At 39.5% G+C, this 24,972-nt stretch carries 26 protein-coding genes; 8 read left to right on the top strand and 18 right to left on the bottom strand.

Annotated elements, in window-relative coordinates:
- Positions 1–87: 87 nt before the first annotated feature.
- Entirely contained in the window at positions 88–1,278 is a 1,191-nt protein-coding gene (gene apbC / locus B806_RS0101440) for an iron-sulfur cluster carrier protein ApbC (protein WP_017387214.1), read from the bottom strand.
- 145 nt (positions 1,279–1,423) lie between these two features.
- Positions 1,424–1,924 carry a hypothetical protein gene (locus tag B806_RS0101435; RefSeq protein ID WP_017386611.1) on the bottom strand — a complete coding sequence of 167 codons (501 nt, stop codon included), beginning with the start codon at positions 1,922–1,924 and terminating at the stop codon, positions 1,424–1,426.
- 284 nt (positions 1,925–2,208) lie between these two features.
- Between B806_RS0101435 and metG the strand changes: the two genes are divergently transcribed.
- Complete coding sequence (gene metG / locus B806_RS0101430; protein ID WP_025466660.1) at positions 2,209–4,275, top strand: methionine--tRNA ligase; 2,067 nt, start codon at positions 2,209–2,211, stop codon at positions 4,273–4,275.
- Positions 4,276–4,357: 82 nt separating this feature from the next.
- On the opposite strand, the gene B806_RS0101425 is transcribed toward metG, so the two are convergent.
- The 3 genes from B806_RS0101425 to B806_RS0101415 form a co-directional block, all read right to left on the bottom strand.
- The gene (locus B806_RS0101425) at positions 4,358–4,693 is read right to left on the bottom strand and encodes a hypothetical protein (RefSeq protein WP_017402520.1); all 336 of its coding nucleotides are present in this window, start codon (positions 4,691–4,693) and stop codon (positions 4,358–4,360) included.
- Positions 4,674–4,862 (bottom strand): NF038215 family lipoprotein, encoded by a 189-nt coding sequence (locus tag B806_RS19920; protein WP_005071047.1) that lies wholly within the window; start codon positions 4,860–4,862, stop codon positions 4,674–4,676. The genes B806_RS0101425 and B806_RS19920 overlap by 20 nt, the downstream gene beginning before the upstream one ends.
- Positions 4,863–5,024: 162 nt before the next feature.
- Positions 5,025–5,648 carry a LysE family translocator gene (locus B806_RS0101415; protein ID WP_002120398.1) on the bottom strand — a complete coding sequence of 208 codons (624 nt, stop codon included), beginning with the start codon at positions 5,646–5,648 and terminating at the stop codon, positions 5,025–5,027.
- Between the two features lie 179 nt (positions 5,649–5,827).
- On the opposite strand from B806_RS0101415, the gene B806_RS0101410 reads away from it, so the two are divergent.
- The 5 genes from B806_RS0101410 (at position 5,828) to B806_RS0101390 (ending at position 11,463) form a co-directional block, all read left to right on the top strand.
- The gene (locus tag B806_RS0101410) at positions 5,828–6,397 is read left to right on the top strand and encodes a TetR/AcrR family transcriptional regulator (RefSeq protein WP_002120318.1); all 570 of its coding nucleotides are present in this window, start codon (positions 5,828–5,830) and stop codon (positions 6,395–6,397) included.
- Entirely contained in the window at positions 6,394–8,037 is a 1,644-nt protein-coding gene (locus B806_RS0101405) for an MFS transporter (RefSeq protein ID WP_014205911.1), read from the top strand. Before B806_RS0101410 ends, B806_RS0101405 begins: the two co-directional genes overlap by 4 nt.
- Positions 8,038–8,077: 40 nt before the next feature.
- Positions 8,078–9,199 (top strand): HlyD family secretion protein, encoded by a 1,122-nt coding sequence (locus B806_RS0101400; RefSeq protein ID WP_017402518.1) that lies wholly within the window; start codon positions 8,078–8,080, stop codon positions 9,197–9,199.
- A gap of 65 nt (positions 9,200–9,264) precedes the next feature.
- Positions 9,265–10,146, top strand: coding sequence for a pyridoxal-phosphate dependent enzyme (locus B806_RS0101395; protein ID WP_017402517.1), 882 nt, complete (start codon positions 9,265–9,267; stop codon positions 10,144–10,146).
- 117 nt (positions 10,147–10,263) lie between these two features.
- Complete coding sequence (locus B806_RS0101390) at positions 10,264–11,463, top strand: NAD(P)/FAD-dependent oxidoreductase (protein ID WP_017402516.1); 1,200 nt, start codon at positions 10,264–10,266, stop codon at positions 11,461–11,463.
- Between the two features lie 12 nt (positions 11,464–11,475).
- Here the strand turns inward: B806_RS0101390 and B806_RS0101385 are convergent, their stop codons facing one another.
- From B806_RS0101385 to B806_RS0101375, 3 genes are all read right to left on the bottom strand, one after another.
- Positions 11,476–11,646, bottom strand: coding sequence for a hypothetical protein (locus B806_RS0101385; RefSeq protein WP_002120038.1), 171 nt, complete (start codon positions 11,644–11,646; stop codon positions 11,476–11,478).
- A gap of 126 nt (positions 11,647–11,772) precedes the next feature.
- Positions 11,773–13,476: a mechanosensitive ion channel gene (locus B806_RS0101380; RefSeq protein ID WP_017402515.1), complete on the bottom strand. Its 1,704-nt coding sequence runs from the start codon at positions 13,474–13,476 to the stop codon at positions 11,773–11,775.
- A 225-nt stretch (positions 13,477–13,701) separates the two neighbouring features.
- Complete coding sequence (locus B806_RS0101375) at positions 13,702–13,929, bottom strand: hypothetical protein (protein WP_017402514.1); 228 nt, start codon at positions 13,927–13,929, stop codon at positions 13,702–13,704.
- A 290-nt stretch (positions 13,930–14,219) separates the two neighbouring features.
- Here B806_RS0101375 and B806_RS0101370 point away from each other — a divergent pair, with 290 nt between their 5' ends.
- Positions 14,220–14,639, top strand: coding sequence for a hypothetical protein (locus B806_RS0101370; RefSeq protein WP_014205905.1), 420 nt, complete (start codon positions 14,220–14,222; stop codon positions 14,637–14,639).
- Positions 14,640–14,687: 48 nt separating this feature from the next.
- On the opposite strand, the gene B806_RS0101365 is transcribed toward B806_RS0101370, so the two are convergent.
- Entirely contained in the window at positions 14,688–15,449 is a 762-nt protein-coding gene (locus B806_RS0101365) for a ferredoxin--NADP reductase (protein ID WP_017402513.1), read from the bottom strand.
- A gap of 86 nt (positions 15,450–15,535) precedes the next feature.
- On the opposite strand from B806_RS0101365, the gene gigC reads away from it, so the two are divergent.
- A complete protein-coding gene (gigC, locus tag B806_RS0101360) occupies positions 15,536–16,420 on the top strand; it encodes a LysR family transcriptional regulator GigC (RefSeq protein ID WP_002120024.1) in 885 nt (294 codons plus the stop codon).
- Positions 16,421–16,439: 19 nt separating this feature from the next.
- On the opposite strand, the gene B806_RS0101355 is transcribed toward gigC, so the two are convergent.
- From B806_RS0101355 to nuoH, 9 genes are all read right to left on the bottom strand, one after another.
- The gene (locus B806_RS0101355) at positions 16,440–16,733 is read right to left on the bottom strand and encodes a cold shock domain-containing protein (protein ID WP_005803269.1); all 294 of its coding nucleotides are present in this window, start codon (positions 16,731–16,733) and stop codon (positions 16,440–16,442) included.
- 116 nt (positions 16,734–16,849) lie between these two features.
- On the bottom strand, positions 16,850–17,485 hold the full coding sequence (gene upp / locus B806_RS0101350) for a uracil phosphoribosyltransferase (RefSeq protein ID WP_002120045.1): 636 nt from the start codon (positions 17,483–17,485) through the stop codon (positions 16,850–16,852).
- A gap of 100 nt (positions 17,486–17,585) precedes the next feature.
- Positions 17,586–19,079, bottom strand: coding sequence for an NADH-quinone oxidoreductase subunit NuoN (gene nuoN / locus B806_RS0101345; protein WP_017386603.1), 1,494 nt, complete (start codon positions 19,077–19,079; stop codon positions 17,586–17,588).
- Between the two features lie 2 nt (positions 19,080–19,081).
- Entirely contained in the window at positions 19,082–20,680 is a 1,599-nt protein-coding gene (nuoM, locus tag B806_RS0101340) for an NADH-quinone oxidoreductase subunit M (RefSeq protein WP_002120006.1), read from the bottom strand.
- Position 20,681: 1 nt separating this feature from the next.
- Entirely contained in the window at positions 20,682–22,571 is a 1,890-nt protein-coding gene (gene nuoL / locus B806_RS0101335) for an NADH-quinone oxidoreductase subunit L (protein WP_002120008.1), read from the bottom strand.
- Positions 22,568–22,876 (bottom strand): NADH-quinone oxidoreductase subunit NuoK, encoded by a 309-nt coding sequence (gene nuoK, locus B806_RS0101330; RefSeq protein WP_000529822.1) that lies wholly within the window; start codon positions 22,874–22,876, stop codon positions 22,568–22,570. The genes nuoL and nuoK overlap by 4 nt, the downstream gene beginning before the upstream one ends.
- The gene (nuoJ, locus tag B806_RS0101325) at positions 22,876–23,394 is read right to left on the bottom strand and encodes an NADH-quinone oxidoreductase subunit J (RefSeq protein ID WP_014205902.1); all 519 of its coding nucleotides are present in this window, start codon (positions 23,392–23,394) and stop codon (positions 22,876–22,878) included. The genes nuoK and nuoJ overlap by 1 nt, the downstream gene beginning before the upstream one ends.
- Positions 23,394–23,936, bottom strand: a complete 543-nt coding sequence (gene nuoI / locus B806_RS0101320) for an NADH-quinone oxidoreductase subunit NuoI (RefSeq protein ID WP_002120012.1) — start codon at positions 23,934–23,936, stop codon at positions 23,394–23,396. Before nuoI ends, nuoJ begins: the two co-directional genes overlap by 1 nt.
- A gap of 18 nt (positions 23,937–23,954) precedes the next feature.
- Positions 23,955–24,971 (bottom strand): NADH-quinone oxidoreductase subunit NuoH, encoded by a 1,017-nt coding sequence (gene nuoH / locus B806_RS0101315; RefSeq protein ID WP_002120063.1) that lies wholly within the window; start codon positions 24,969–24,971, stop codon positions 23,955–23,957.
- Between the last annotated feature and the right edge of the window lies 1 nt (position 24,972).

Genomic DNA, 24,972 nt, shown 5'->3' with positions numbered 1-24,972 from the left:
TCAGCTTTGTTATTAGGATTCAGTAATTTAATTTTTTATTTTAATCAGATGATAAAAAAACCCGACTTAAAGCCGGGTTTTAATAAATTAGAAAATACGCTTATCATCACGTGTGCGTTGAGGGATTTTTTCAATCTGCTGCCAGACTGCTTTAGCAATCTCAATATAACTATCAGCCGCATCATCCATTGCCACAACGCTCGGTTTACCCTGATCAGCATGTTCACGTATTTGAGCATTTAGAGGCAAACGGCCTAACAATGGAATATGGTATTGCTCGGAAAGCTTATCACCACCACCGATACCAAAAATTTGCTCTTCATGACCACAGTTTGAACAAATATGAGTCGACATGTTTTCGACAACACCTAATACTGGAATACCCACTTTATTAAATAATTCAATTCCTTTGGTGGCATCAAGCAAGGCAACATTTTGCGGAGTAGTCACAATGATGGAGCCTGTAACCGGAATACGCTGTGAAAGCGTAAGCTGAATATCACCAGTACCTGGTGGCATATCAATCATGAGTACATCTAAATCAGGCCAAAGTGTTTGATTAAACAATTGCATTAGAGCGCCTGTTGCCTTTGGTCCACGCCATGCAACAGGTGTGTTGTTATCACCAGTTAAATGTCCAATAGAAAGCACAGCCATACCATAAGCATCTAAAGGTACAAAATTTTCACTTTCAATAAGTGGAGTTTTGCCAGCGTTTCCTAGCATTGTGGGAATACTTGGGCCATAGATGTCAGCATCTAATACCCCAACCTTAAGACCCATTTTTTGCAAGGCAAGCGCCAAATTGACCGTAGTTGTCGATTTACCAACGCCGCCCTTTCCAGATGAAACTAAAATAACATTCTTAATGCGAGGGTGAAGTGGAACATCTCTTTGTTGCGGAGCGGCTTTTTGAATCGGTGGATTATTTGGATCTGCTTCTGATTTAGGTGAGGCATCAAGCACAGGAGGTAAATTTGAACTTTCTTGTGTAGGGCGCTTTTGTTGAACCACATGTAAATTAAGTTCTTCAATACCGCACTTTTCTAATGCACCAGCTAGATCATCATGGATTTGCTGCAAATGCTCTTTTTCATCAGGAAATGTATGAATCGTAAGTTGTAATACACGACCTTGAACTTGAAGCTGACTAATGCGCTCCTTTAAAGCATCTTTTGAATGGGGTAGTAAATAGTTTTGGAGTACGGTTTGGATTTCATCTTCTTTCACCTCTTGTGCGGGTGAAAAAACGGACTTTAATGAAGAAAGCCAAGACATATTGTTTACTCCAAAAACAGATCATTACAGCTTAATGGAGATAGTGTAACAGTATTGCTCCGCACTCGCTCACCTTGGGATGAATAATTACTAACTTCAGATCTCATCTTTTAGGTAAGGAGTGCAGATTTTAGTTTAAATCAGCTTATTCAGCAGAATCATGGTTCTTTAATTTATTGAGTTTATCGGTCGCAGTTTTCTTCAACTCATCAAGTTTTGCGGTTGCTTGCGTTTTCAACTCATCCAATTTTGTAGCAGCCTCTTCCTTTAATTCCGCAGCTTTGGCTTTAGCATCGTCAAGTTTATGAGCTGCTTCTGTACGCAAGTGATCAAACTTATCTTGTAGACTATGCTGAGCATCCTCAAGTTTACCTTTTAAATCAGTTGCTTTTTCTTCAAGAGCCTCTTTACCAGAAGCTTGTTTCTCTTTTACATTTTCCTTTAAATCGTCCAAAGCTTTTTCGCCTTGTACTTTCGCATCAGCTGCTTTTGCCTTTAATTGGTCTACCTTATCTTCAACTGCTTCTTTACCAGCAGCTTGCTTCTCTTTTACATTTTCCTTTAAATCGTCCAAAGCTTTTTCACCTTGTACTTTTGCATCAGCCGCTTTTGCCTTTAATTCATCTAATTTATTTTCTGTAGTCATCGTTGTTATCCTCATAGTTAATTAAAAAATTACCTGAATAAGTTATTAGTTATACATCGTTATGGCTTATTTTCTGACCGTAACTGCAATTTGAAACAAAGACAATACAGGAAGATTCAAATATTTTTTGATTTGTTTATCTGTTCTAAAGAGAAACCATGTCTGACCAAAATCCATTTTAATAGAAATCGCTTATGCCAAGCTGGAGATTATTAATCTTTGCTTATCTCCCTGCATCAGTTAAAATCTTCCACCTTATAAATACGAATGAGAGAATGAAATCCGTGCGTAAAATTTTAGTCACTAATGCCCTCCCTTACGCTAATGGTCCGATTCATATGGGTCATTTACTCGGTTACATCCAGGCAGATATCTGGGTTCGTGCCATGCGAGCAATGGGTCATGATGTGACTTATGTATGTGCGGATGATGCTCACGGTACAGCAATTATGCTACGTGCCGAAGCAAATGGTATTAGCCCAGAAGAGCAAATTGCGAATGTTCAAAAAGAACACATCCGTGATTTTGACGGTTTTGGTGTACATTTCGATCATTACGATTCAACGCATAGCGATGCAAACAAAGCACGTTCAACAGATATCTATATTAAAAACCGTGAAGCTGGAAATATTGCAGTTCGTCCTGTAACTCAATTATTTGACCCAGAAAAAGGGATGTTCTTGTCTGACCGTTTCATTAAGGGTACATGCCCAAAATGTAAATCAGAAGATCAATACGGCGACTCATGTGAGGTGTGCGGTACAACTTACAATGCGACTGAGTTACTTAATCCACGTTCAACATTAAGTGGCGCAACACCAGTTGAAAAATCATCAGATCACTATTTCTTCAAGCTTCCAAACTTCTCTGAATATTTACAAAAATGGACGCGTGATGAAGGACGTTTACCTCTTTCAATTGCGAACAAGTTAGATGAATGGTTTGAAGCTGGTTTAGCAGACTGGGATATTTCTCGTGATGCACCATATTTTGGCTTTGAAATTCCAGACGCACCAAATAAATATTTCTACGTATGGGTAGATGCCCCAATTGGTTATATGTCTAGTTTTGAAAACTACATCAAAACTAAACGCCCAGATTTAAACTTTGATGATTTCTGGAAAAAAGACAGCCAAAACGATGTTTATCATTTTATTGGGAAAGACATTGTTTATTTCCATGCTTTATTCTGGCCTGCAATGCTTGAAGGTGCGAACTATCGCACTCCAACTGGTCTTTTTGTAAATGGTTTCTTGACTGTAAATGGACAAAAAATGTCTAAGTCACGTGGTACTTTCATTAAGGCCGAGACGTATTTACAGCATTTAAACCCAGAATATTTACGTTATTACTTTGCATCTAAGCTTTCAGATAAAGTTGAAGACTCTGACTTAAATCTTGATGACTTTGTTCAAAAAGTAAATTCAGACTTAGTCGGTAAAGTCGTTAATATTGCTAGCCGTTGTGCGAAATTCATTAACAGCAGTTTTAACAATACGTTATCTGCTCAATGTGCAGAAACTGATTTAGTACAAAGTTTTATTGATGCTGGCGATTCAATCGCTGCTGCATATGAAGCACGTGAATTCTCTACGGCGATCCGTGAAATTATGGCGCTAGCTGACCGTGCAAACCAATATATTGATGAGAAAAAGCCTTGGGCACTTGCTAAACAAGAAGGTCAAGAGCAACAAGTTCGTGACGTCTGCTCTGTGGGTATCAACTTATTCCGTCAACTCGCAGTTTACTTAGCTCCAGTTCTTCCAACTTTGGCGAAGCAAGTTCAAGATTTCTTAAAACTTGAAAGCTTCGATTTCGAGTCACGCACACAAATTCTTGTAAGCCATGAGATTGCGCAGTTCCAACCGCTTATGCAGCGTGTTGATCCAAAAGCTGTTGCAGCTATGGTTGATGCTTCTAAAGAGTCTTTAGGTGCTCCTGCTCCAGAAGCAACAAAAGCGGCAGTGAAAAAAGACAAAGCAGCTGAGAAAAAAGCAGCGCCTACTCCAGCAGTTGGTGAAGCTGAAATTATCGGTATTGAAGATTTCTTAAAAGTTGACTTACGTGTTGCTCAGGTCATTGAAGCAGGTACAGTTGAAGGTTCAGATAAACTACTACAACTTACTTTAGACGTTGGTGAAGCTGAACCACGCAATGTATTTAGTGGTATTCGTAGCCAATACACACCAGAAGACCTAAAAGGTAAATTGGTTGTTATGGTGGCTAACCTTGCACCACGAAAAATGCGTTTTGGTATTTCAAACGGTATGGTACTTGCTGCCGGAAATGGTGAAGGTATTTTCATTATTTCTCCAGACAGCGGTGCGAAACCTGGCGATAAAGTTTCTTAATCTGCTTTCAAAAAAAGCTCCCTAAATTGGGAGCTTTTTTGTTTTTAAGGACTTTGAATAGGTTTAAACGAGGCTTACTAAATTAGGACCACGGCCACCCTTCGCAAGGGTTATTAAATAAAACGTGTATATTTCCCAACTCTTCATTTGTTAAATAGCCATTCTTATTTTCATCTAAATAATGAAATAGCTCTGTCTGCTTATTTGCACCTTGAAAACGCTTATCACTCGGCCAGTTATAGGGATAAAAGTCTTCAACACGTTGAAACTCTTTTAGACTATACATGCCATCATGATTTAAATCATATTTTTCCTGAAAAAGCTCCCAATCTAAAGAAGCAGGCTCACATGCACTTACCATATTCAAAACACAGTAAGTTGCACATCCAGCAAGTAACTTAATAGTTAGATTGCTCATGATTATTCACTTGTATATCGGAAATTTTATAATCCTTTTCATGAACCGGAGTACCCACAATACTCATGGTCCGCTCATTTGCTGGCTGTTGCTTGCTCATTGTTCTCATCTCACATCCTGTAGTTAAGATGAGAAAAACTACAGAAATGCTCACCATTAGTTTTTTCATAATGTGATCCTCATTTCTTTTTGTTTTATTTATTAAGTTACCACTTTTAAAGTATTTAAGTGCTAAAAAAGATATTTCAATTTGTATATATTTTACGCCAAAATAAAGCCAGACTATAAATAGCTGGCTTTGGATTTTGTAGATATTTTAATTAAAGAGTAATCATTTGAAGAAAATTAATTTTAAACCCAATAAAGTCACAATACTTCCAGCAACTCGATCCACCCCTGTTTTTGCTTTCAGATACATTTTTCGAGGCTTCTCTGAAGAGAGCAGCATTGCCACACATGAGTACCAACCCGCATCAATCATAAAACAAATCACTGGTAATGCGACGTAGTAATAATTTGGGATTTCTTTGGGCAACAAAGCAGTAAATACACTCGCTAGCACGACTGCAATTTTTGGATTACTTAACTGGGTAATTAAGCCATAACGATATGCCTGTTTATAGGTCATTTTTGATTTGCCATCATTTTCCATGGCAATTGGTTCTTTAGCATGTTTAATAATTTTAAAAGCCAGCCAAAGCAAATACAGCCCACCACCAATTTTTAAAATCAAATAAGCAGAAGGCACCGCCAATAAAACTGCTTGCAATCCCATAACTGCTAATAGACCAAAAAGCGCTGCACCTGTCCCCGTCCCTAAAGCGGTAAACAACCCATGTTTACGTGATTTAGAAATTGAATTTTGTGCCACATAAATAAAGCTTGGCCCAGGACTTATTGCTCCAAGCATCAATGCCATCGCAATTGAAAAAAGAGGAATAAGGGACTCAAACATTGTATTGACCTAGCATCATGCAATTGCGCGGTATTCTAACAGCTTTTTATGACACATATAAAAATGGCGAAGATATAAATGATGAAAATTGAATTTTCATGTTTTTACAATTTAAATCTTCACAACGGACAAAAATGTCCGTTAAATATATAACCTTTAGAACTCCTCAAACCGATGACATGAGTAAACGTCAAAAAATTGCAGCCCATAATCGGGATGAATTACTCAATGCAGCCGAAGAATGTTTTCGTATTCATGGCATTAATGTTCCCTTACAAGTTGTGATTGACCACGCTGGTGTAGGCAGAGCGACGTTCTACCGTAACTTTTGTGATCGAAAAGCTTTAATTAGTGCACTTTTAGAACGTGCGATTACACAGCTAGAGCAAAAAGCAGCTCATTTTCAACAATTCGAAGATGGTTTATTTCGTTTAATTGAAGGACATATTGGGCAACTTCCCAAGCTCGCAATTTTGCAAGATTTTTGGAGAGTGATTGATCGACAAGATCCAATTATGTTAAAAATTTATGAACGGCGAAATAATGCACTTAACCCACTGATTGAAAATGCGATAGAACAAAAATTGTGCCGAGCTGATCTGACCGCCGATGACTATGCAATGGTCACAGCAATGTTGGGTTCTTCATTTCAAGGACATGAGCCAGAAGAACAGACTCGCTTAGCAAAACGAGCAATTGAATTACTATTTCATGGTATTCAAATACAAAAAATTCGAGGGATAGAATGAGTAAAACGCCTCGTTACTTAGAAACACCACCCGACTGGACCCCAGAAGAGCAACCGACTTTACCTGGTTCACCAGCAGCTATTGCACACTCTGTACCTAAGCGGTTTATTTACTTTTTTATTGGTTTATTTATCGCCCTTTCGGCAAGCTTAAGTAATGGTTTTATTACGGCAAATTTACCTTTAATCCAAGGTGAGTATGGACTAACTCCTTCCGAAGCGGCTTGGTTGCCTGCTGCTTATGTCATGGCAAATGTCAGTTCAAACCTGATTTTATTTAAAGCCCGGCAACAGTATGGCCTAAGAGTATTTTCGGAAATAGGACTCGTGATTTTTATTGCCGTGCTGGTTTTACATATTTTTGTACATACTTATGAAATGGCCCTATTCGCAAGGGTTGTAGCTGGTTTAGCTGGTGCGCCATTAAGCTCACTAGGTATGTATTACACCATGCAAGCTTTTAAAAAAGCAGACATGGCAAAAGGTATATATATTGCCTTTGGTTTTCAGCAACTTGGCGTGCCGTTAGCTTGGATTATTTCTCCATTTCTCGTAAATACAGATAGTTGGTCTGTTCTATATACGTTTGAGCTCGGCTTAGCACTTTGTTGTTTAGCCATGGTCGTTTCATTGAAATTACCGCGAAGCTTAAGAATTTATGTTTTTGAGAAGCAGGATTTTTTCACCTTTGCTTTACTAGCGCCTGGCTTTGCCTGCTTATGTATTGTACTCACACAAGGTCCAATTTTATGGTGGTTTAACAGTGAATGGCTTGCTTACGTCTTAATTGCAGGTTTTAGTTTAGTTGTTTTGGGGTTGCTCTATGAGCACTATCGCGCCAATCCATTAATTATGACACGCTGGTTAGGTGCCGCTTCGACCCTACGCTTCATTTTTGGTGCTTTTGCTATTCGACTTTTAATGTCAGAACAAAGCTACGCAGCGGTTAATTTCTTAAAAACTATGGGAATGGGTCCAGACCAATTTGTTCCACTCTATGTGGTCATATTAGTGGGGATTTTAAGTGGAACTCTTTTTAGTGCCCTGACTTTTTCACGCGAACGGATTATCTTCCACTTACTTTTTGCAGAGTTTTTAATTTTAGTGGCCTGTGGACTAGATTATCACCTAACTAGTGATGTTCGACCTGTGAATTTCTTTGCAAGTCAGTTTTTAGTCGGCTTTGCAGGTGGTTTATTTATTGGGCCATTGCTCCTGATTGGCTTTGCGCAAACTTTGGCTAAAGGCCCTTCCTATGTAGTGACTTTTATTGTGCTGTTCTCTGCAACTCAAACCTTTGGTGGTCTTGTTGGATCTTCGTTCTTCTCGACCTATCAACAACACCGCACGCAGAACTATCAAGTCGAGATTATTAAAGATTTAGAACAAGCAGACCCTCTAGTTGCTCAAAGGCTCTCTACATATCAACGCAGCGCATCAGTTACGACTACTGATCCAGCATTACAAACAGCTCAATCCATGCGTTCACTTAATCAAGTGGTCACTCGTGAAGCGCAAGTGCGTGCCTACAATGATGTTATTGCTTTAAACGGTATTTTTGCTATCGCCCTACTCTTGTGGGGTGGATTTAATATTGCACGTAGTAAATATCTACAACGCAGAGGAATTAGCCGTCCTTAATGGCTTTCGTATTTGATGAAATAGAAATTGAGATTGATATATGTCAGATGATCAAAACAAACCGGAACCAACACCAGCTCAGGCACCCGCCAACGAGCCAACACCTGCACCTACACCTGCAAGTAAACTGATTCCAACAAAACGCTCCACTTTATTATGGATGTTAGTTGTGCTCATTGTCGGTATTTTAGTGATTTTGTGGGCATGGAGAATCGGACCTTTCGCAACGAGTGTTCAACAAACTGACAATAGTTATGTTAAAGGTAAAACAACGATTTTATCGTCGCAAATTAATGGCTATGTTAAAGATGTATTAGTTAAGGACTTTGACCACGTTAAAAAGGGTCAAGTATTAATGCATATTGATGCAACCACTTACGACCAAAAAGTAACGCAAGCGGCTTCTGGAGTTGAACAAGCTAAAAATACTTTAGCCAATCAGACACAGTCTATTGCTCAAAAACAAGCTGATATTGTGGCTGCACAAGCAAAAGTAGATCAAGTTAAAGCTCAATATGAACTTTCTTTAGCACAGCTTAGACGATATCAACAGTTAGGTAATAGTGGAGCAGCTTCTAAATCTGAGCAAGATAAAGCCGCAGCAGATGCTGAAAATAACCTTGCAGCACTGAAGCAGGCAGAAGCCAATGTTTTAGTTGCCAAAGAAGCACTTAAAACGGCGCAGGTCGCGGAAGCTGGCTTAGAAGCACAAGTTTCAAGTGCTAAGGCACAACTAGATCAGGCACAAACTACCAAAGACTATAGTGTCATTGTTGCTCCAATGGATGGACAACTTGGTGAGGTGAACCCTCGTGTTGGGCAATATGTAGCAGCAGGCTCACAGTTGCTCTACTTAATTCCACAACAAACTTGGGTGATTGCTAACTTTAAAGAAACCCAAATTGCCAATATGCGAATTGGACAAAAAGCATGGTTCACAGTCGATGCCATGAAACACAAAAAATTTACAGGACATGTTGAGCAGATCTCACCTGCTGCGGGTTCTGAGTTCAGTGTGTTAAAGCCTGACAATGCAACAGGAAACTTTACCAAAGTAGTTCAAAGAATTGCCGTACGTATTACCATTGATCCAAATCAAGAAGGAATGGAACACTTACGCCCTGGCATGTCAGTAATTACTTCTGTCGATACAAGTTCGTAAACAGCTTTTTAAAGCTCTATTTAAAAAGCTACAATGTGATCAATCATTATTTTTCTCAATTTCTAATGTTTGATCACATTGCCCAACCTGTTTCCTATCAGCATATTGAACTCCCCTCTTTAGTTCATCTCGACATTAAGCGATTAGATTTAGTTCATCCTCAAATTTCGGGCAATAAGTTTTATAAATTAAAATACAATTTGCTTGTCGCAAAACAACAAGGTTTATCGAGCATTTTGACTTTTGGTGGCGCTTATTCTAACCATATTGCCGCGACTGCCTATGCAGCTCATCTTTTTGGCTTAAAAAGTATTGGAATTATTCGTGGTGAAGAGTTAGCTGACAAACCTCTGAATCCAACCTTAGCAAAAGCTCAAAGTTTAGGAATGCATCTACATTTTGTCTCACGCAATGAATATCGCTTACGAGATGATGCAAACTATCTTCAAAAATTACGTCATCAATTTCCTGAAATTTTCATTATTCCTGAAGGCGGCACCAATGAATTGGCTGTTCAAGGTTGTCAGGAAATTCTCAGCCAAAGTGATTTAAATCAATATGACGTGATTTGCTGTGCAGTAGGAACTGGCGGAACGGTTTCGGGTCTTATTGAAAGAAGTTCAGCCGATCAAAAAGTCTTAGGATTTTCGGCTTTAAAAGGTGACTTTTTACAACAAGAAATTCAGCAGTGGACCCAAAAACAAAATTGGTCGCTGACAGATGCATACTGCTGTGGCGGGTATGCAAAAACTTCACCCGAGTTATTGGCATTTATAGAAAGTTTCGAAGAACAACATGCTGTACCACTTGAACCGATCTATACAGGAAAGATGATGTTTGGTCTGTTTGATCTTATAAAGAATAATTACTTTTCTGAAGGTACTCGCATTCTGGCAATTCATTCTGGTGGTTTACAGGCAGATATAAGAAATAAATCACATCAATAACTTATTAGCTTTTAGTGCACATTACTCCGCATAGCAGTAAATGTCTTTAGCATGACTAAGGCTCGGCATGATAGTATATGCCCCTTTTAAATTTTCACGATTAATCGAGAATCTCTTATGTCTAACAGTCATGTCGATGTCATTGTCTTAGGTGCAGGTGCTTCTGGACTCATGTTGGCTGCCCATGCTGCTAAACGAGGGCGCTCGGTTTTAATTTTAGAAAAAGCCAATAAAATTGGTAAAAAGATTTTAATGTCAGGCGGTGGTAAGTGTAACTTTACCAACCTTTATGTAGAGCCTGACAACTATATTTCTCATAATCCACACTTCGTTATTTCTGCCCTATCACGCTATAGCAACTGGGACTTTATCGGTTTGGTATGTGATTATGGAATTGCTTATGAAGAACGAAAACACGGGCAATTATTCACGCTAAACGGTGCTAAAGAAATTTTAGAGATGCTGGTGAGTGAATGTAATAAAACCAATAATGTTGATATCCAAACTCAATGTGAAGCTGTACAGATTGACCCATTAGAAAAAGGCGGTTTTACTGTACACACAAACCAAGGCCGATTTAGCTGTGAGTCATTAGTGGTTGCTACAGGTGGTTTATCCATTCCAACTTTGGGTGGTTCTGGATTTGGCTATGAACTGGCACAAAAATTTGGACATACGGTTTTCCCAACTCGCGCAGGTTTAGTCCCATTTACTTTTTCAGATCATATTAAAGAAGTCACTACACGCCTAAGTGGTAATGCTTTAGATGTGACTCTAAGTAACTCGAAGAATAGCTTTACTGAAGCATTATTGTTTACGCATCGTGGTTTGAGTGGTCCAAGTTCTTTACAGCTTTCAAACTATTGGAATACTGGTGAAAGTTTTAAAATTGACTTTTTCCCGAGCCAAGATTTAGCAAATTATTTAAAAGACAAAAAGAAAGCCCAACCTAAAGTTTTATTGCGTACTCTTCTGAATGAATTTACGGCAAAAAGTATTGTACAAGAGTTACAACAACTTATATGGGCAGAGCAGAGCGAGACAGCGATTGGTAATATCAGTGATGCACAGCTAGATCATATTGCCGAGCAACTACATGGTTTTACCGTCAAACCATCAGGCACAGAAGGCTATCGTACTGCCGAAGTTACTTTAGGTGGAGTTGATACAAGTGAAGTATCTTCCAAAACCATGGAAAGTAAAAAGCAGAAAGGACTGTTTTTTATTGGGGAAGTACTTGATGTGACTGGCCATTTAGGAGGTTATAACTTCCAATGGGCTTGGTCTTCTGCTTATGCAGCAGCACAATACGTTTAAATGATCAATAAGCTAATTTGAGGCTTTCGAATCATTTGATGATTTTTCAGAATTACGTGTATGAGTTGTTGCCTGTTTTGATGAATTAGATTTATTAAACACAAATTTATAAGCACTTGCTAAAAAACCTACCGTAATTCCCGCAATGACAATCGGTGCTAAAAAACGACCTGGTTTCTTCATCGTATTTTCCTCACTTATTTGTTTTTATAACGTCTAAAAAGAACGACCACTCAATATAGAGTGGTCGAACTTATCACAAAAATCAAAGATTTTTTGTACGGTTTATCTGAAAATTAGTTTTACTTACTAAATTTCGTCATTTTCTCCAGTAGATCCAAACGGTTTATTTACTGGTGGTTCTGCTGGATTTACTTGTGCAGAATCAGCAGGTTTTGCATCAGATGAAACCGTTGATGGTGAGGTTGTAGTCGTTGGTGCAACTGTAGATGTTGACGAACTCGTAGTTGCAGATGAGCTACCAGTAGATGGACTGCTTGTGGTCGTAGTAGAAGGCGGTTGATACAGAGGATTTGGTTCATTCGCTTCTTTTTTAGCTTTATCTAACAAATCACTCAACAGTCTTTCTGCTGGTTGGCGACCACCCAAACCAAATGCAAGAGCGAAAGCAACTGCAACTGCACCTAGAGTCAAACCAAATGCAAGGTTAACGATCGAATCTGCAATACCCATCGCTCTTAAACCAAGCGCAAGTACAAGACCAATAATTAACACACGAACTAAACTACCTAACCAACGCGAGCTATTATATTCGCCGCGTTGAACCACGTTCGCCACAACATTGGCAAGCCAGAAACCAATAACCAAGATTACAGCGCCCAATAGAATGTTTGCACCGAAATGGATAAACATTGCAATTAGACCACTAATTTGATCGAAACCAAGACGATCCGCAGCTTCAGAAACTGCAAATAGCATAGTAAAGAATACAATTAACCAGCCAACTGCATTAGAAACTTTAGTTTGACCTAAAAAGCGTTGTACATCTAACTTTGCAGGAATTTCATCAACACCAGTACCTGCAATTAATTCGGCTACTAAGCGGCCAACAAAACGAGAAACAATATAAGCAACTAGTAGAATTAAACCAGCAGCAATAATGTTTGGAATCGCCTGCAAGATTTCATTAAGCATTGCTGTTGCTGGCTGAGAAATTGTCTCAATGCCTAAAGCTTCAAACGCTACAATCAATGTTGTAATAATGATGATTGCGAAAACAAATGACCCTAAGAATTTGCCTACGTTAGAGCTTTTGAAAAGACCAATTTTTTCAGCTTGAGCCTGAACACCTAAGCTATTTACTAAACCTTCAACAATACCACGTACAATTTTTGCCAAGATATAACCAACAAAAACGATAACACCAGCAATAAAGATATTTGGCAAGAACGCTACGGCGTCATTTACCATATTTTGAACTGGAATCAGTAAGCCTGTTAATCCTAATATTGAAAGAACAATCGGAAGGAAAAGTAACAATACAAGCCAGTAAAGAATTTCACCAATATTCTGGCTAATTCCACCTACACCCACTTCACTGCTTAACTTATCGTCAAGTTGAGTTCGGGATAAAACATTGGTCACCCCTGCTCGCACCAGTCGAGCAACGATCCAACCAATAAAACCCACCACAACAGCAGCAATAATATTTGGAATATAGACGAGTACCTGATTCACCATATTGCTGAACGGGCCACTCACTCCACTAATATTAAGTACATTGAGAGCTGCGACAACAGCTAAGATTAGAATAAACCAGAATACGACTTTTGAAATAAGGCCTTCTATGTTTGGAGCACGCCCAGTTGCTGAAGATAATTTTGCATTGGTATTTACTTTTTGCAGAAGTTTTTTTACACCTGCCGCAACTAATAAAGCGATTATCCAGCCAACCAGTAAGATGACGATTGCAGCTAAAATAGGATGAAACTGATCCCAGTAATACATCGCATCAAACTGAGCGCCGCGAGGCCCATTAAAAAATTCATTCATATTGTTATGTCCTCAATTGTTATGTTCTTTTCAGTGCCATCAATTATGAAAAACACCATTCGTTGTTAAAAATGACGATAAATGCGGTCTATCTCACCTTATGTTTTGAGTATTTTCTAATCAACACACTTCTGCATAAATACAACAAATTGATGCAAAAGGTTGCAAAAAAAGCCTTTAGGTCACATCCCAAAGGCTTTCTATCAAGATATACTGGTTGGCTTATTACCCTTTATAGATATTCAAATCTGAAATACTCTTAATGACATGCGGTGTGACCTCATGTTGAAAAGCGGCTTCTTCTTTAGGTGTTTTGCTGTGATCAGCAACCATGTAGACGATGAGTGCAATAAGAAAAAGCCCAACAATAATTAAAATGTAAACTGGCAATCTTCTTTTTTTCGCAGTTTCTTCAGGACTCGTCACATGAGGTGGTTTTGAAAAATCATGCATCTTCTTTCCCCTCTTCTTTTATCATTAACTTTATAATCATCATAGCAATTTGGTTTGTTGCATTGTGTGAAAAAGCATTATGCTAAGGTGTCTGTGTTTGCAAAACTCTACTATTAAAATAATAAAAACAGTATAAAATTTAGGCAAAAATATTTAGCCATTAAAAAATAATGACAAGTTATGCTCGAGCTTCTTTAAGGTTCTATTTGTAATACAATATGTTTTAGCGCTTACTTTTTATAAAATAGGCTATAATAAGCCCCCTTGTTTTAAAGCTGCTCTATTTTATGATGTATCGTCAGCAAAACGTAACACTTGATCTCGACACTGACGTCACACATCAATGTTATATACATCAGACGAGAGACGAACATCTCATTGGTATTATTGAATTTAATAAACCAAGTTATGAACTCAAATGGGGTGATTTAGAGTATTTTCGTCGCCGTACTGAAGAATTTTCCGTCATGCCATTTCCTGACTGCATTAATGCCATGATTGTTGATATTCGTAATATCAATATTTTTCTAGACAATGATGTTCCAATTTTACCTTGGCGCTTACTAGAAGAAGACTGTCCTGTTCGCTTAGTCGTTCCACAAGATCGTTTGGAACATTATGCAGGTCTTTTTGAGCCAACTTGGCTTTCAACCGATGTAGATAGCGCAATTTCAGAAATTCGCGAATTTATGGATATGTTTGTCCACTAATAAACATATCCATAAAATTAATTATAAAGTTGTTTTCACCGCAATTTATTACCAGTAATTTTCTACCGCAATATTTCCCTCACCTCGACGATTCATCGTCAAACCACGGCGCTTTAAAGCCTCTTTAGTGTCATCTACCATTTGCGGATTTCCGCAAAGCATGACGTGGCTTGTGGCAGGATTCAGCTCTATACCAGCAGATTTTTCTAATTCACTATTTTCAATCAGAATCGGCAAACGATCATGCAATGGCGCAGATGGATCTCTAGTAATAATCGGAATAAATTTAAATCCGTTATGTCCTTCACCAAAAGTTTCAGCAATCTCTTGAATACGATCAACGTAAGCTAACTCAGCTGCGGTACGGACACTGTAGACCAAATTAATTTTTTGATATTTAGACCATGTATCGAAGTCTTGTAGCATCGATAAAAATGGAGCTAAACCTGTACCCGTTGCCAATAACCATAAATCATGCGGTAAAGGTTGTTGATAGCGAGCTAAAGTCAAATAACCATAAGGTGTTTTTTCTAAATAAAGCTCATCTCCTACCTTTAAATGTTGAAGATTTGACGTAAATGCACCGTCTGGTACTACAATCGAAAAAAACTCAAGCGTTTCATCAAATGGTGATGAGACTACCGAATAAGCACGAACAACGAGTTCCTCTCCAACTTTTAGCCCAATACGTGCGAATTGCCCAGCAGTAAATTTAAAATGTGCAGGGCGAGTCATGGTGAAACTGAAAAGAGTTGGAGTCCAGCGGTGTACAGATAAAACTTTTTCTACGCTAAATTTTTCAATTGACATGATTTCAACGTGGCATGAAATAGTGCGCTCATGTTAGCATGACAGCCGAAATAATGAATACTTTTAAACGTTAAGGCTTTTTAAACATGCGCATGACATTACGCCAGTTGGCTGTTTTTGTAGCAGTCGCTCAAGAAGGAACTGTCACCAAAGCGAGTGATGCGGTCAGACTGACGCAAAGTGCAGCAAGTATGGCTTTAGCCGATTTAGAGGATGGCCTTGGTGCTCCTCTATTTGATCGTTTAGGTAAACGATTACAGCTTAATGATTTAGGTCGTTTTCTATTGCCTCAAGCATTAGAAATATTAGGTCGCTGTGAAGCTTTTGAGCAAGCTGCAAAAGGTGAATTGCAAAGCATTGATTTACGTATTGGGGCCACTTTAACGATTAGTGATTACCTCATGCCAGATTTAATGGCAAACTTTTTACAGCATCATCCTAAAGCGCATTTACAATTACAAGTGGGCAATACACGCCAAATGATTGAAGCAGTCAATCAATTCCAACTTGATTTAGCTTTAATTGAGGGATCATGTCACTTACCTCAACTCCAATGTATTCATTGGCGTGATGATGAGCTTGCAGTTTGCTGTGCCCCAAATCACCCGTTAGCACGTTTAAATAGACCTCTAACAGCGCATGATTTTCTTCAAGTCGAATGGATTTTACGTGAAGAAGGTTCAGGAACGCGTGAAGTATTTGATAATGCGATATTGCAAGATCTGCCAGACGCGAATATTCGCTTAACCCTAGGTCACAATGAAGCAATTTTAAAAATCGTTGCTGGTGGTTTAGGTATGTCATGTATTTCTAAACTTGCCATTGAACCTTTAATTGAAAAGGGACAATTAGTAATTTTAGATACACCATTCTGGCAGCTTACCCGTCCGCTTTATATGCTAGTACACCGTCAAAAGTATCAGGGTCCAGGTCTCAAAGCATTCTTACAATTCTGTGAAGATCAGGTTTAAAACCTGATCTTTTCGTTGATTAGCGTCGAAAATTTGATAGTAATTCGCTTGTGATCGCTTTATTGTGATCTGCAATTTTATTTTTCTTGGTTTTCGCAGGATTCGGGTCAACACGCTCAATTTTGATCGCTTTAAATTTGCCCTGATTATCTGCGGCAAGAAATCTCACTTTTTCATTTCTTTTCGGTTCGCCCTCTGATGCAGGGAAATCAGAAATATGAAAGAAAATATCTCCTTCAGTGGTCTCAATAAAACCAAACCCTTTATCAGGGTTATATTGTTTTACCCATCCAGTATAAAACTCTTGCTTCATGATCTTTCCCCTACTTTTCCAATCCAGTCGTTGCAGTAAATAAAAAAGAGACTCACGGTTCCGTTTTTAAAATTATACGGTTGAATGAAGTCTCTTTTTAATGCTATTTCAAAAAATTAATCTTTTTGTACACTACCAAAAATTTTATCGCCAGCATCGCCCAAGCCAGGAACAATATAACCTTGTTCATTTAAACCATTATCAATAGATGCCGTATAAATTTGCACATCTGGATGAGCTGCTTCAACTTTAGCAACGCCTTCAGGTGCAGCAACCAACACCATAACACGGATATCTTTACAACCACTTGCCTTTAACACATCAATAGCAGCAACTAACGAATTACCCGTTGCTAACATTGGGTCAATAATCATCGCAAGACGATTAGCGACATCCGGAACTAATTTTTTATAATACGTGCGAACTTCTAATGTTTCTTCATTACGCTCAAGACCTAAAACACTCACTTTTGCGCTTGGAATCAGGTTAAGTACGCCATCCAACATACCAATTCCGGCACGTAAAATCGGTACAATCGTTATTTTTTTACCAGCAATACGCTGAGTAGTAACAGTTCCAGCCCATCCATCAATTTCACAATCCACAACTGGTAAATCTTTTGTTGCTTCATAAGTCAACAACATAGTCACTTCCTGAGCAAGCTCACGGAAATTCTTAGTACTGATGTCAGCACGGCGTAACAAGCCTAATTTATGACGAATAAGTGGGTGACGAATTTCTTGAATGGCCACAGATGTTACCTAAAAATATAAAAACGTATTTATTATAATCTTTTTTTAACGCTCAATAAAAAAAAGCCTCCAGATTTGGAGGCTTTTTTGTACACCAGAATTACTGTTGTGAAAGCATGAAATGTAATGGAGATAAAATTTCTGCTTTTAATGCCAAATTAATCATTGGATCTGGATAAACACCCAAAATAATAACTAATGCAGCAGCAGCCAATACCATTAAACCACCCACTTTTTGTCCCCAATGAGCATCTGCATCAATACGAGGAGTTTCTGGTGGTGTCATGTACATTACAACCATCACACGTAAGTAATAGTACAAACCGATACCACTACCCACAATAATCATTGCAGCTAAGAACCAGTGTTGAGTTGTTACAGCAGCCATTACCACCAAGAACTTACCAATGAAGCCTGCTGTTAATGGAATACCAGCCAAAGACAACATCATGACTGTTAAAGTTGCTGTAAGTACTGGACGACGCCAGAATAAACCACGGTAGTCTGCAAGGCTTTGTGCTTCATCTACGTTGTTATATGGGCTAGACATTAACGCTACTGCACCAAAGGCACCAATAGTTGTTAATACATAAGACACCACATATACAGTCACGCTACCCAAGCTCGCATAAGTCATGCTAATTAAAGCAATTAACAAATAACCAAAGTGAGCAATAGATGAATAACCAAGAATACGTTTTAAGTTAACTTGACGAACAGCGAGTAAGTTACCAACTAAAATCGACAATACAGCAATGATCGTCAAAATAGTTACTAACGAGTTCACCATCATTGCGCCTGAAGCAAGCATATAGCGCACGAACAAACCAATTGTTGCAACTTTAGCAGCAGTCGCTAAGAAAGTTGCCATTGGCGCTGGTGCACCTGCATATACATCCGGTGTCCATTTATGGAACGGCGCAAGCGATAATTTAAATGCAACAGCAAAGATAATAAGTGCTAAACCTAATAACACCATTGGCTGTTTGATTGCTTCAAATAATGCTTGTACAGAATCATAGAATGAAAGCGAACCTGTATATGCATAGATATATGCCATACCCATTAACAACATTGCAGAAGCTGTCGCTGAAAGTACAAGGTATTTAATACCCGCTTCAAGTGAGTTACTACGTTGATAAGTATAAGCAAGTAAGCCATATACAGGAATCGACATTAACTCAAGGCTAATGAAGAACGATGCATAGTGAGAGCTTGCAACCATCAACATTGCACCTGCTACTGAAGCAAGTAACAAAAGATATAACTCTTCGCGGTTGTCTTTATAAGTTTCAATGTAAGCATGAGACAAAGTACAACATGCCAATGCCGCAATCAAAATCATAAATTGATAGAACATGGTAAATGGATCAACCATAAACATGCCCATCACATTTGCCGGTACAAACTTACCGCCAAATACTGCAAATAAAATATAAAGTGCAGCAAGGTTTAAACCAACAACAGAAGTCGTTGCGATTAAATTATGATTACGCTTAATAGAAATTAACAACATGACGACGATTGTTGTCAAAGCAACAATCATCACCGGAGCTAAAGGCATAAGCGTAGAGAATGATACTGTGAAGTTCATGATTATTGGATCTCCACATGGTCAAGTTGAGTAGCTGTTTGCTGAACAGTTTCAACGACTTCTTGTACTGGCACATAACTATTGACCAACCACTGCATGCTTGAATGAGATACATCCAAGAATGTTTGTGGGTAGATACCAAGCCAAACGAGACCAATCGCACAAATCATCAAAATACCAACTTCACGAGCAGATAAGTCTTTCAATGGACTAGTGTAATGTTGCTTTTGTTCAGGATTTGGTTCACCAAATAAAGCACGGTGAATCAAGATCAAGCCATATAAACCTGCAAATACAAGGCTGATAGAAGCAAGAATCGTAAAGACAGGATATTTATTAAATGAACCCATCAAAATCAGGAATTCACCAATAAAGTTACCTAAACCTGGTACACCTACAAGAGCAGCAACGAAGAACATCAAGAAAAATGGCAAGTACTGAAGCTGGCCACGAAGACCACCCATTAAACGTAAATCACGTGTATGTAAACGTTCGTAGATTTGACCAGACATAATGAACAATGCAGCTGATGACAAACCATGTGCCAACATCATGATCATTAGACCTTGGAAGGTCAAAATATTACCTGCATAGATTGCAAGTAAGATAAAGCCCATGTGTGAAATCGACGTATACGCAAGTAAACGTTTCATGTCAGTTTGCTGGTAAGCACACCATGCGCCGTAGAAAATACCAATCAAACCGAAAATAATCGCAATGTCTGCAAACTGTGCAGAAGCTGTCGGGAAGAATGGAATAACAAAACGAAGCAAGCCATACGCAGCTGTTTTAATCAAGATACCTGCTAAGTCTACAGAACCTGCTGTAGGAGCTTGAGCATGCGCATCTGGCAACCAACCGTGTAATGGGAATACTGGTAACTTCACCGCAAAACCGATGAAGAAACAGATCATGAAACCGTACGCTAAGCCTGCAGGTAAGTGGTTAGCTACAGCTAATAAATAGTTGTAATCAAAACCGATCATTCCGGTCATCATGTAGCCATAAACTACAAGACCTAGGATACCGATTAGCATCACTAGACCGGCAATCTGCGTGTAAAGGAAGAACTTAGTAGCAGCGTAAACACGTGAACGACCGTTTGAGCCTTTATGACCCCATAACGCAATCAAGAAGTAGATTGGTACAAGCATCATCTCCCAGAAGAAGAAGAACAAGAACAAGTCAATCGCTAAGAATACACCGATAACGCCACCTAAACTCCATAATAGGTTCAAGTGGAAGAAACCAACGTTCTTTTGAATCTCACCCCATGAACAACCAACAGCAAGTACACCAAGTAACGCTGTTAATAACACCATGAGTAAAGATAAGCCATCCACAGCTAAGTGAATGCCAATACCGAGTGATTGAATCCACGGTAAATAGAACTCAGCAGACCAAGTTGGGATTTTAGAACCCAACTCGTAGCTATAAGTTCCACTTTGCCAAAGCGCAAGACCTAAGCCCAAAGTAATGAGCATACCAATTAAGGCAATCCAGCGTGGCAAAGTTTTGTCGAGCTTATCGACTAACCAACAAATAAAACCGGCAATGAACGGAACAAGGATCAGCGCGGGTAAAATTAAATTGTTTTCCATTTTATTTCCCCACTACCTGAATAACGATCAAGATCATCAATAACACCACTACACCGAGTGACATGCTTGATGCGTATTCACGCAATGAACCTGTTTGACGTGAGCTTGTAAAACTATTTCCGCCTTTCACGAGTGCAGGAAGAACTAACCACAAACCGTCAATCGGATCACGGCCAAAGATTTTGGCGAAGAATAAATAAGGTTTAACAAAAACGATGTCATACAATGCATCAAAACCAAAAGCGGTACGGCAAATATGTGCCAAACCTGAACCCAAACTTGTTTGAGCGAATGATTTCACTGCACCATAAGCAAATGTAAATAATGCTATACCAACAACTAGACCAACTAGTGCAATACCTACTGCTAAGTGCTCTGCCCCATGCATGCCTTCTACAAATTGTTCAGCGACATGGAATTCAGGGATTTTTGCAGTATTCAGAATACCTGCTACCGGTGCTTTTAATACCGCACCAACAAAAGTAGACAATACAGCTAAAATACCCAATGGAGCCCAGTAAGTTGCACCTTTAATCTCATGGTAAGGCGTGTTTTCTTGACCAAAGAATACAACCCAGATTAAACGGAATGTATAGATTGAAGTCAGGAATGCACCTGCTACACCCACCCAATATAAGGTGTGATATAAAGCAACTGATTGACCTTGTACCCAAACTTCACCAAGAATCGCATCTTTAGAGAAGAAGCCAATAGTCAAGAATGGAATAGCTGCTAATGCACCGCCACCAATCGCGAAACAAGCAAACAGGAATTTGTTACGTTTGAACAAACCACCCATTTTGAAAATGTTTTGCTCGTGGTGATAAGCCAGAATCACCGCACCAGAAGACAAGAATAATAATGCCTTAAAGAATGCGTGAGCCAACATGTGGAACAAGCCAGCTTGATAAGCTTCCGCACCTACAGCCATAAACATATAGCCAAGCTGACTCATTGTTGAGTAAGCCAAGATACGTTTGATGTCTGTTTGAACGAGTGCAGCAAAACCTGCAACTAACAAAGTTACCGCGCCAGTTACTGAAATGAATTGCATCACTTCAGGAGCAAGTTCAAATACGCTGAATAGACGGCAGCATAAGTACACACCAGCCGTTACCATTGTTGCAGCGTGGATTAATGCAGAAACAGGTGTTGGACCTGCCATTGCATCTGCCAACCATGTTTGCAATGGAATTTGAGCAGACTTACCAGCAGCACCCAAGAACAACATTAATGCAGTCCAGATTGTAAGTGACGAACTCTTCGTCATTACTTCTGCTGCGTGTTCAACGATGTACTGAGTATTCAGCGTACCAAATTGTTGGTAAAGCAAGAATAAAGCAATAAGCAAGAATACGTCACCAACGCGGGTCACTGTAAACGCTTTGATCGCAGCCCAACCATTTGCAGGGTTTGCATAATAGAAACCGATTAGCAAGTAAGAGCAAAGACCTACGCCTTCCCAACCCAAGAATAACAACGCCAAGTTGTCACCCAATACAAGCACAAGCATGCTTGCAACAAACAGGTTGAAATAAGAGAAGAAACGCGCATAGCCCTCTTCACCACGCATGTACCATGATGCAAAGATGTGGATTAAGAAACCAACACCCGTGATCATGCCCATCATGAGTAAAGATAAGCCATCTAAATGTAAGCTAATGCCCGGCGCAAAACCGCCAACATTGAACCATGTCCACAAGTTTTGAACAAAAACTTGCTGACCACTCGTGGTAAATGCCATTCCAGCAATGAGTGCAAATAATGCAGATAAACCTACAGAACCTACGCCAATAACTGCTGCAACATTTTCAGAGAGTTTGTCTCGTCCTGCCGCCAATAAAATAAAACCGATTAGCGGAAATAATACTGTTAGATATAAATAACTCATCCGCGCATCTCACTAGCAGCATCTACATCCAAATGATGGAAGCGATGATAGAACTGAAGGACAATCGCAAGACCGATACATGCCTCTGCTGCTGCAAGGGTCAAAATCAAGATGAACATCACTTGCCCATCTGGTTGTGCCCATACGCTACCCGCAAGAACAAATGCCAATGCTGCAGCATTCATCATGATTTCAAGGCTCATTAACATAAATAATAGGTTGCGTCGCACCATTACACCGTAAAAACCGAGTGCAAAAAGGATGGTTGCAACAATCAAACCATGTTCTAAAGGAATCTGGCCCATTATTCTTTTTCCTCTTCTGCACCTGGTTCACGTTTACCTAAGTGATATGCTGCAACAAGGGCTGCTAGCAATAACATCGCGGCAACTTCAACCAATAATAAATAGTGAGTAAAGAGTGCTTGACCAACTACTTTTGGTCCAATCACTTGTGCCCCAAGCGGTGCTGAAATAGTGGTGTATTCACCACCAAGCATCCAAACTAAAAGCAAGCCGAGCAAGAAACTCATGAGTGCTGGATATGCCCAAGCATCTGAAGAAAGCCATTTACGTTCTTGTTCAACGGTGTGTTGACCTAAGTTAAGCATCATCACTACGAAGACAAACAGAACCATAATTGCTCCGGCATAAACAATGATTTCAAGAGCACCTGCAAAAGGCGCCCCCACGATCATGAAAATACCAGCAACAGCAAGCAATGAAACAATTAGACTAAGTAGAGCGTGTACAGGGTTCGTGTTAGTCACTACACGAACCGTAGAAACGATGGCCACGAGTGCCATCAAATAAAACGGCCACATCATGGTAATAGACTCCGTACATCGATTGGTGCACTTTCTTTTTGTGCTTGACCTTTCTCTTTACCGTTAATTGCCATACCCGTTACACGGTAGAAGTTGTAGTCTGGGTATTTGCCTGGACCTGAAATGAGTAAGTTTTCTTTCTCATAAACAAGGTCTTGACGTACATATTCGCCTAACTCGAAGTCTGGTGTGAGCTGAATCGCAGTTGTTGGACAAGCTTCTTCACACATACCGCAGAAAATACAACGTGAGAAGTTGATACGGAAAAACTCCGGGTACCAACGACCATCTTCTGTTTCTGCTTTTTGTAGTGAGATACAGCCAACCGGACATGCAACCGCACATAGGTTACATGCTACGCAACGCTCTTCCCCATCAGGGTCACGCGTTAATACGATACGACCACGAAAGCGTGGCGGCACAATCTGTTCAGCCGGAACTTCTGGATATAAAATCGTGTCACGTTTACGCGTTGCATGGCTAAACACCATGAGTAACGTACGTACAATTGATCCGAATCCAGCTAGAAATTTATACATTTTGTACTCCCTGCTGTCCTAGGCCTGATTCATCAGAATCACAGCACCAGTCACTAACAAGTTGACCAACGCCAATGGCAAACAAATTTTCCAACCAAAGTTCATGACTTGGTCATAACGCGGACGCATTAAAGAACCACGTGCCAATACAAACATCATTACAAAGAATGCTGTTTTAATCACAAACCAGAATACTGGTGGAACAAATGGAATTTCTAAATTGAATGGCGTTAACCAGCCACCAAAGAATAAAGTCACGATCAATGCAGAGATCAGTACTACGTTGACATATTCAGCAACGAAGAACATACCCCATTTCATACCGCCATATTCAACATGGTAACCTTCTGCCAATTCTTGTTCTGCTTCTGGTTGGTCAAATGGATGACGGTGAGTTACCGCAACACCAGCAACTACGAAAATCAAGAAACCTAAGAATTGCGGAATGACAAACCAAACATCACGTTGTGCTTCAACAATTTCACGAAGGTTAAATGAGCCTGCAATTGCAACCACACCCATCAATGAAATACCCAAGAACACTTCATAAGAAATAGTTTGAGCAGCTGAACGTAAACCACCAAGCAATGAATATTTGTTATTTGAAGCCCAGCCACCAAACAATACTGCATAGACTGCAATACCAGCCATTGCCATGAAGAACAACAAGCCGATACTCATGTCAGCAACACCCAGTGAAGGACTCACTGGGATTACCATGAATGAAAGAACCGCTGTTGCCATTGCAACAGCTGGTGCTAAACGGAATGTAAGTTTGTCAGCAAATTTTGGTGTCCAGTCTTCTTTGAACATGATCTTGAGCATGTCGGCAACGATCTGGAACATACCACCAGGACCAACACGGTTTGGACCATAGCGGTCTTGCCACCAAGCAAGTAAACGACGCTCAATAAAAGACATCAACGCAGCAACTAAAACCACAACAAGCAAAATCACAACTGCTTGAACGACAGCGTAAGCAATTGGCCAGTTCTCAGCCCAAAGTGGCGTTTGACGTATAATTTCTTGATTCATG

This window comes from Acinetobacter sp. TG2027 (assembly GCF_000302435.1).
In the GTDB taxonomy this organism is placed as follows: Bacteria; Pseudomonadota; Gammaproteobacteria; order Pseudomonadales; family Moraxellaceae; genus Acinetobacter; species Acinetobacter pittii.
The sequence above is the reverse complement of the archived record's forward strand: the minus strand, read 5'-3'. Positions and strand labels throughout refer to the sequence as shown.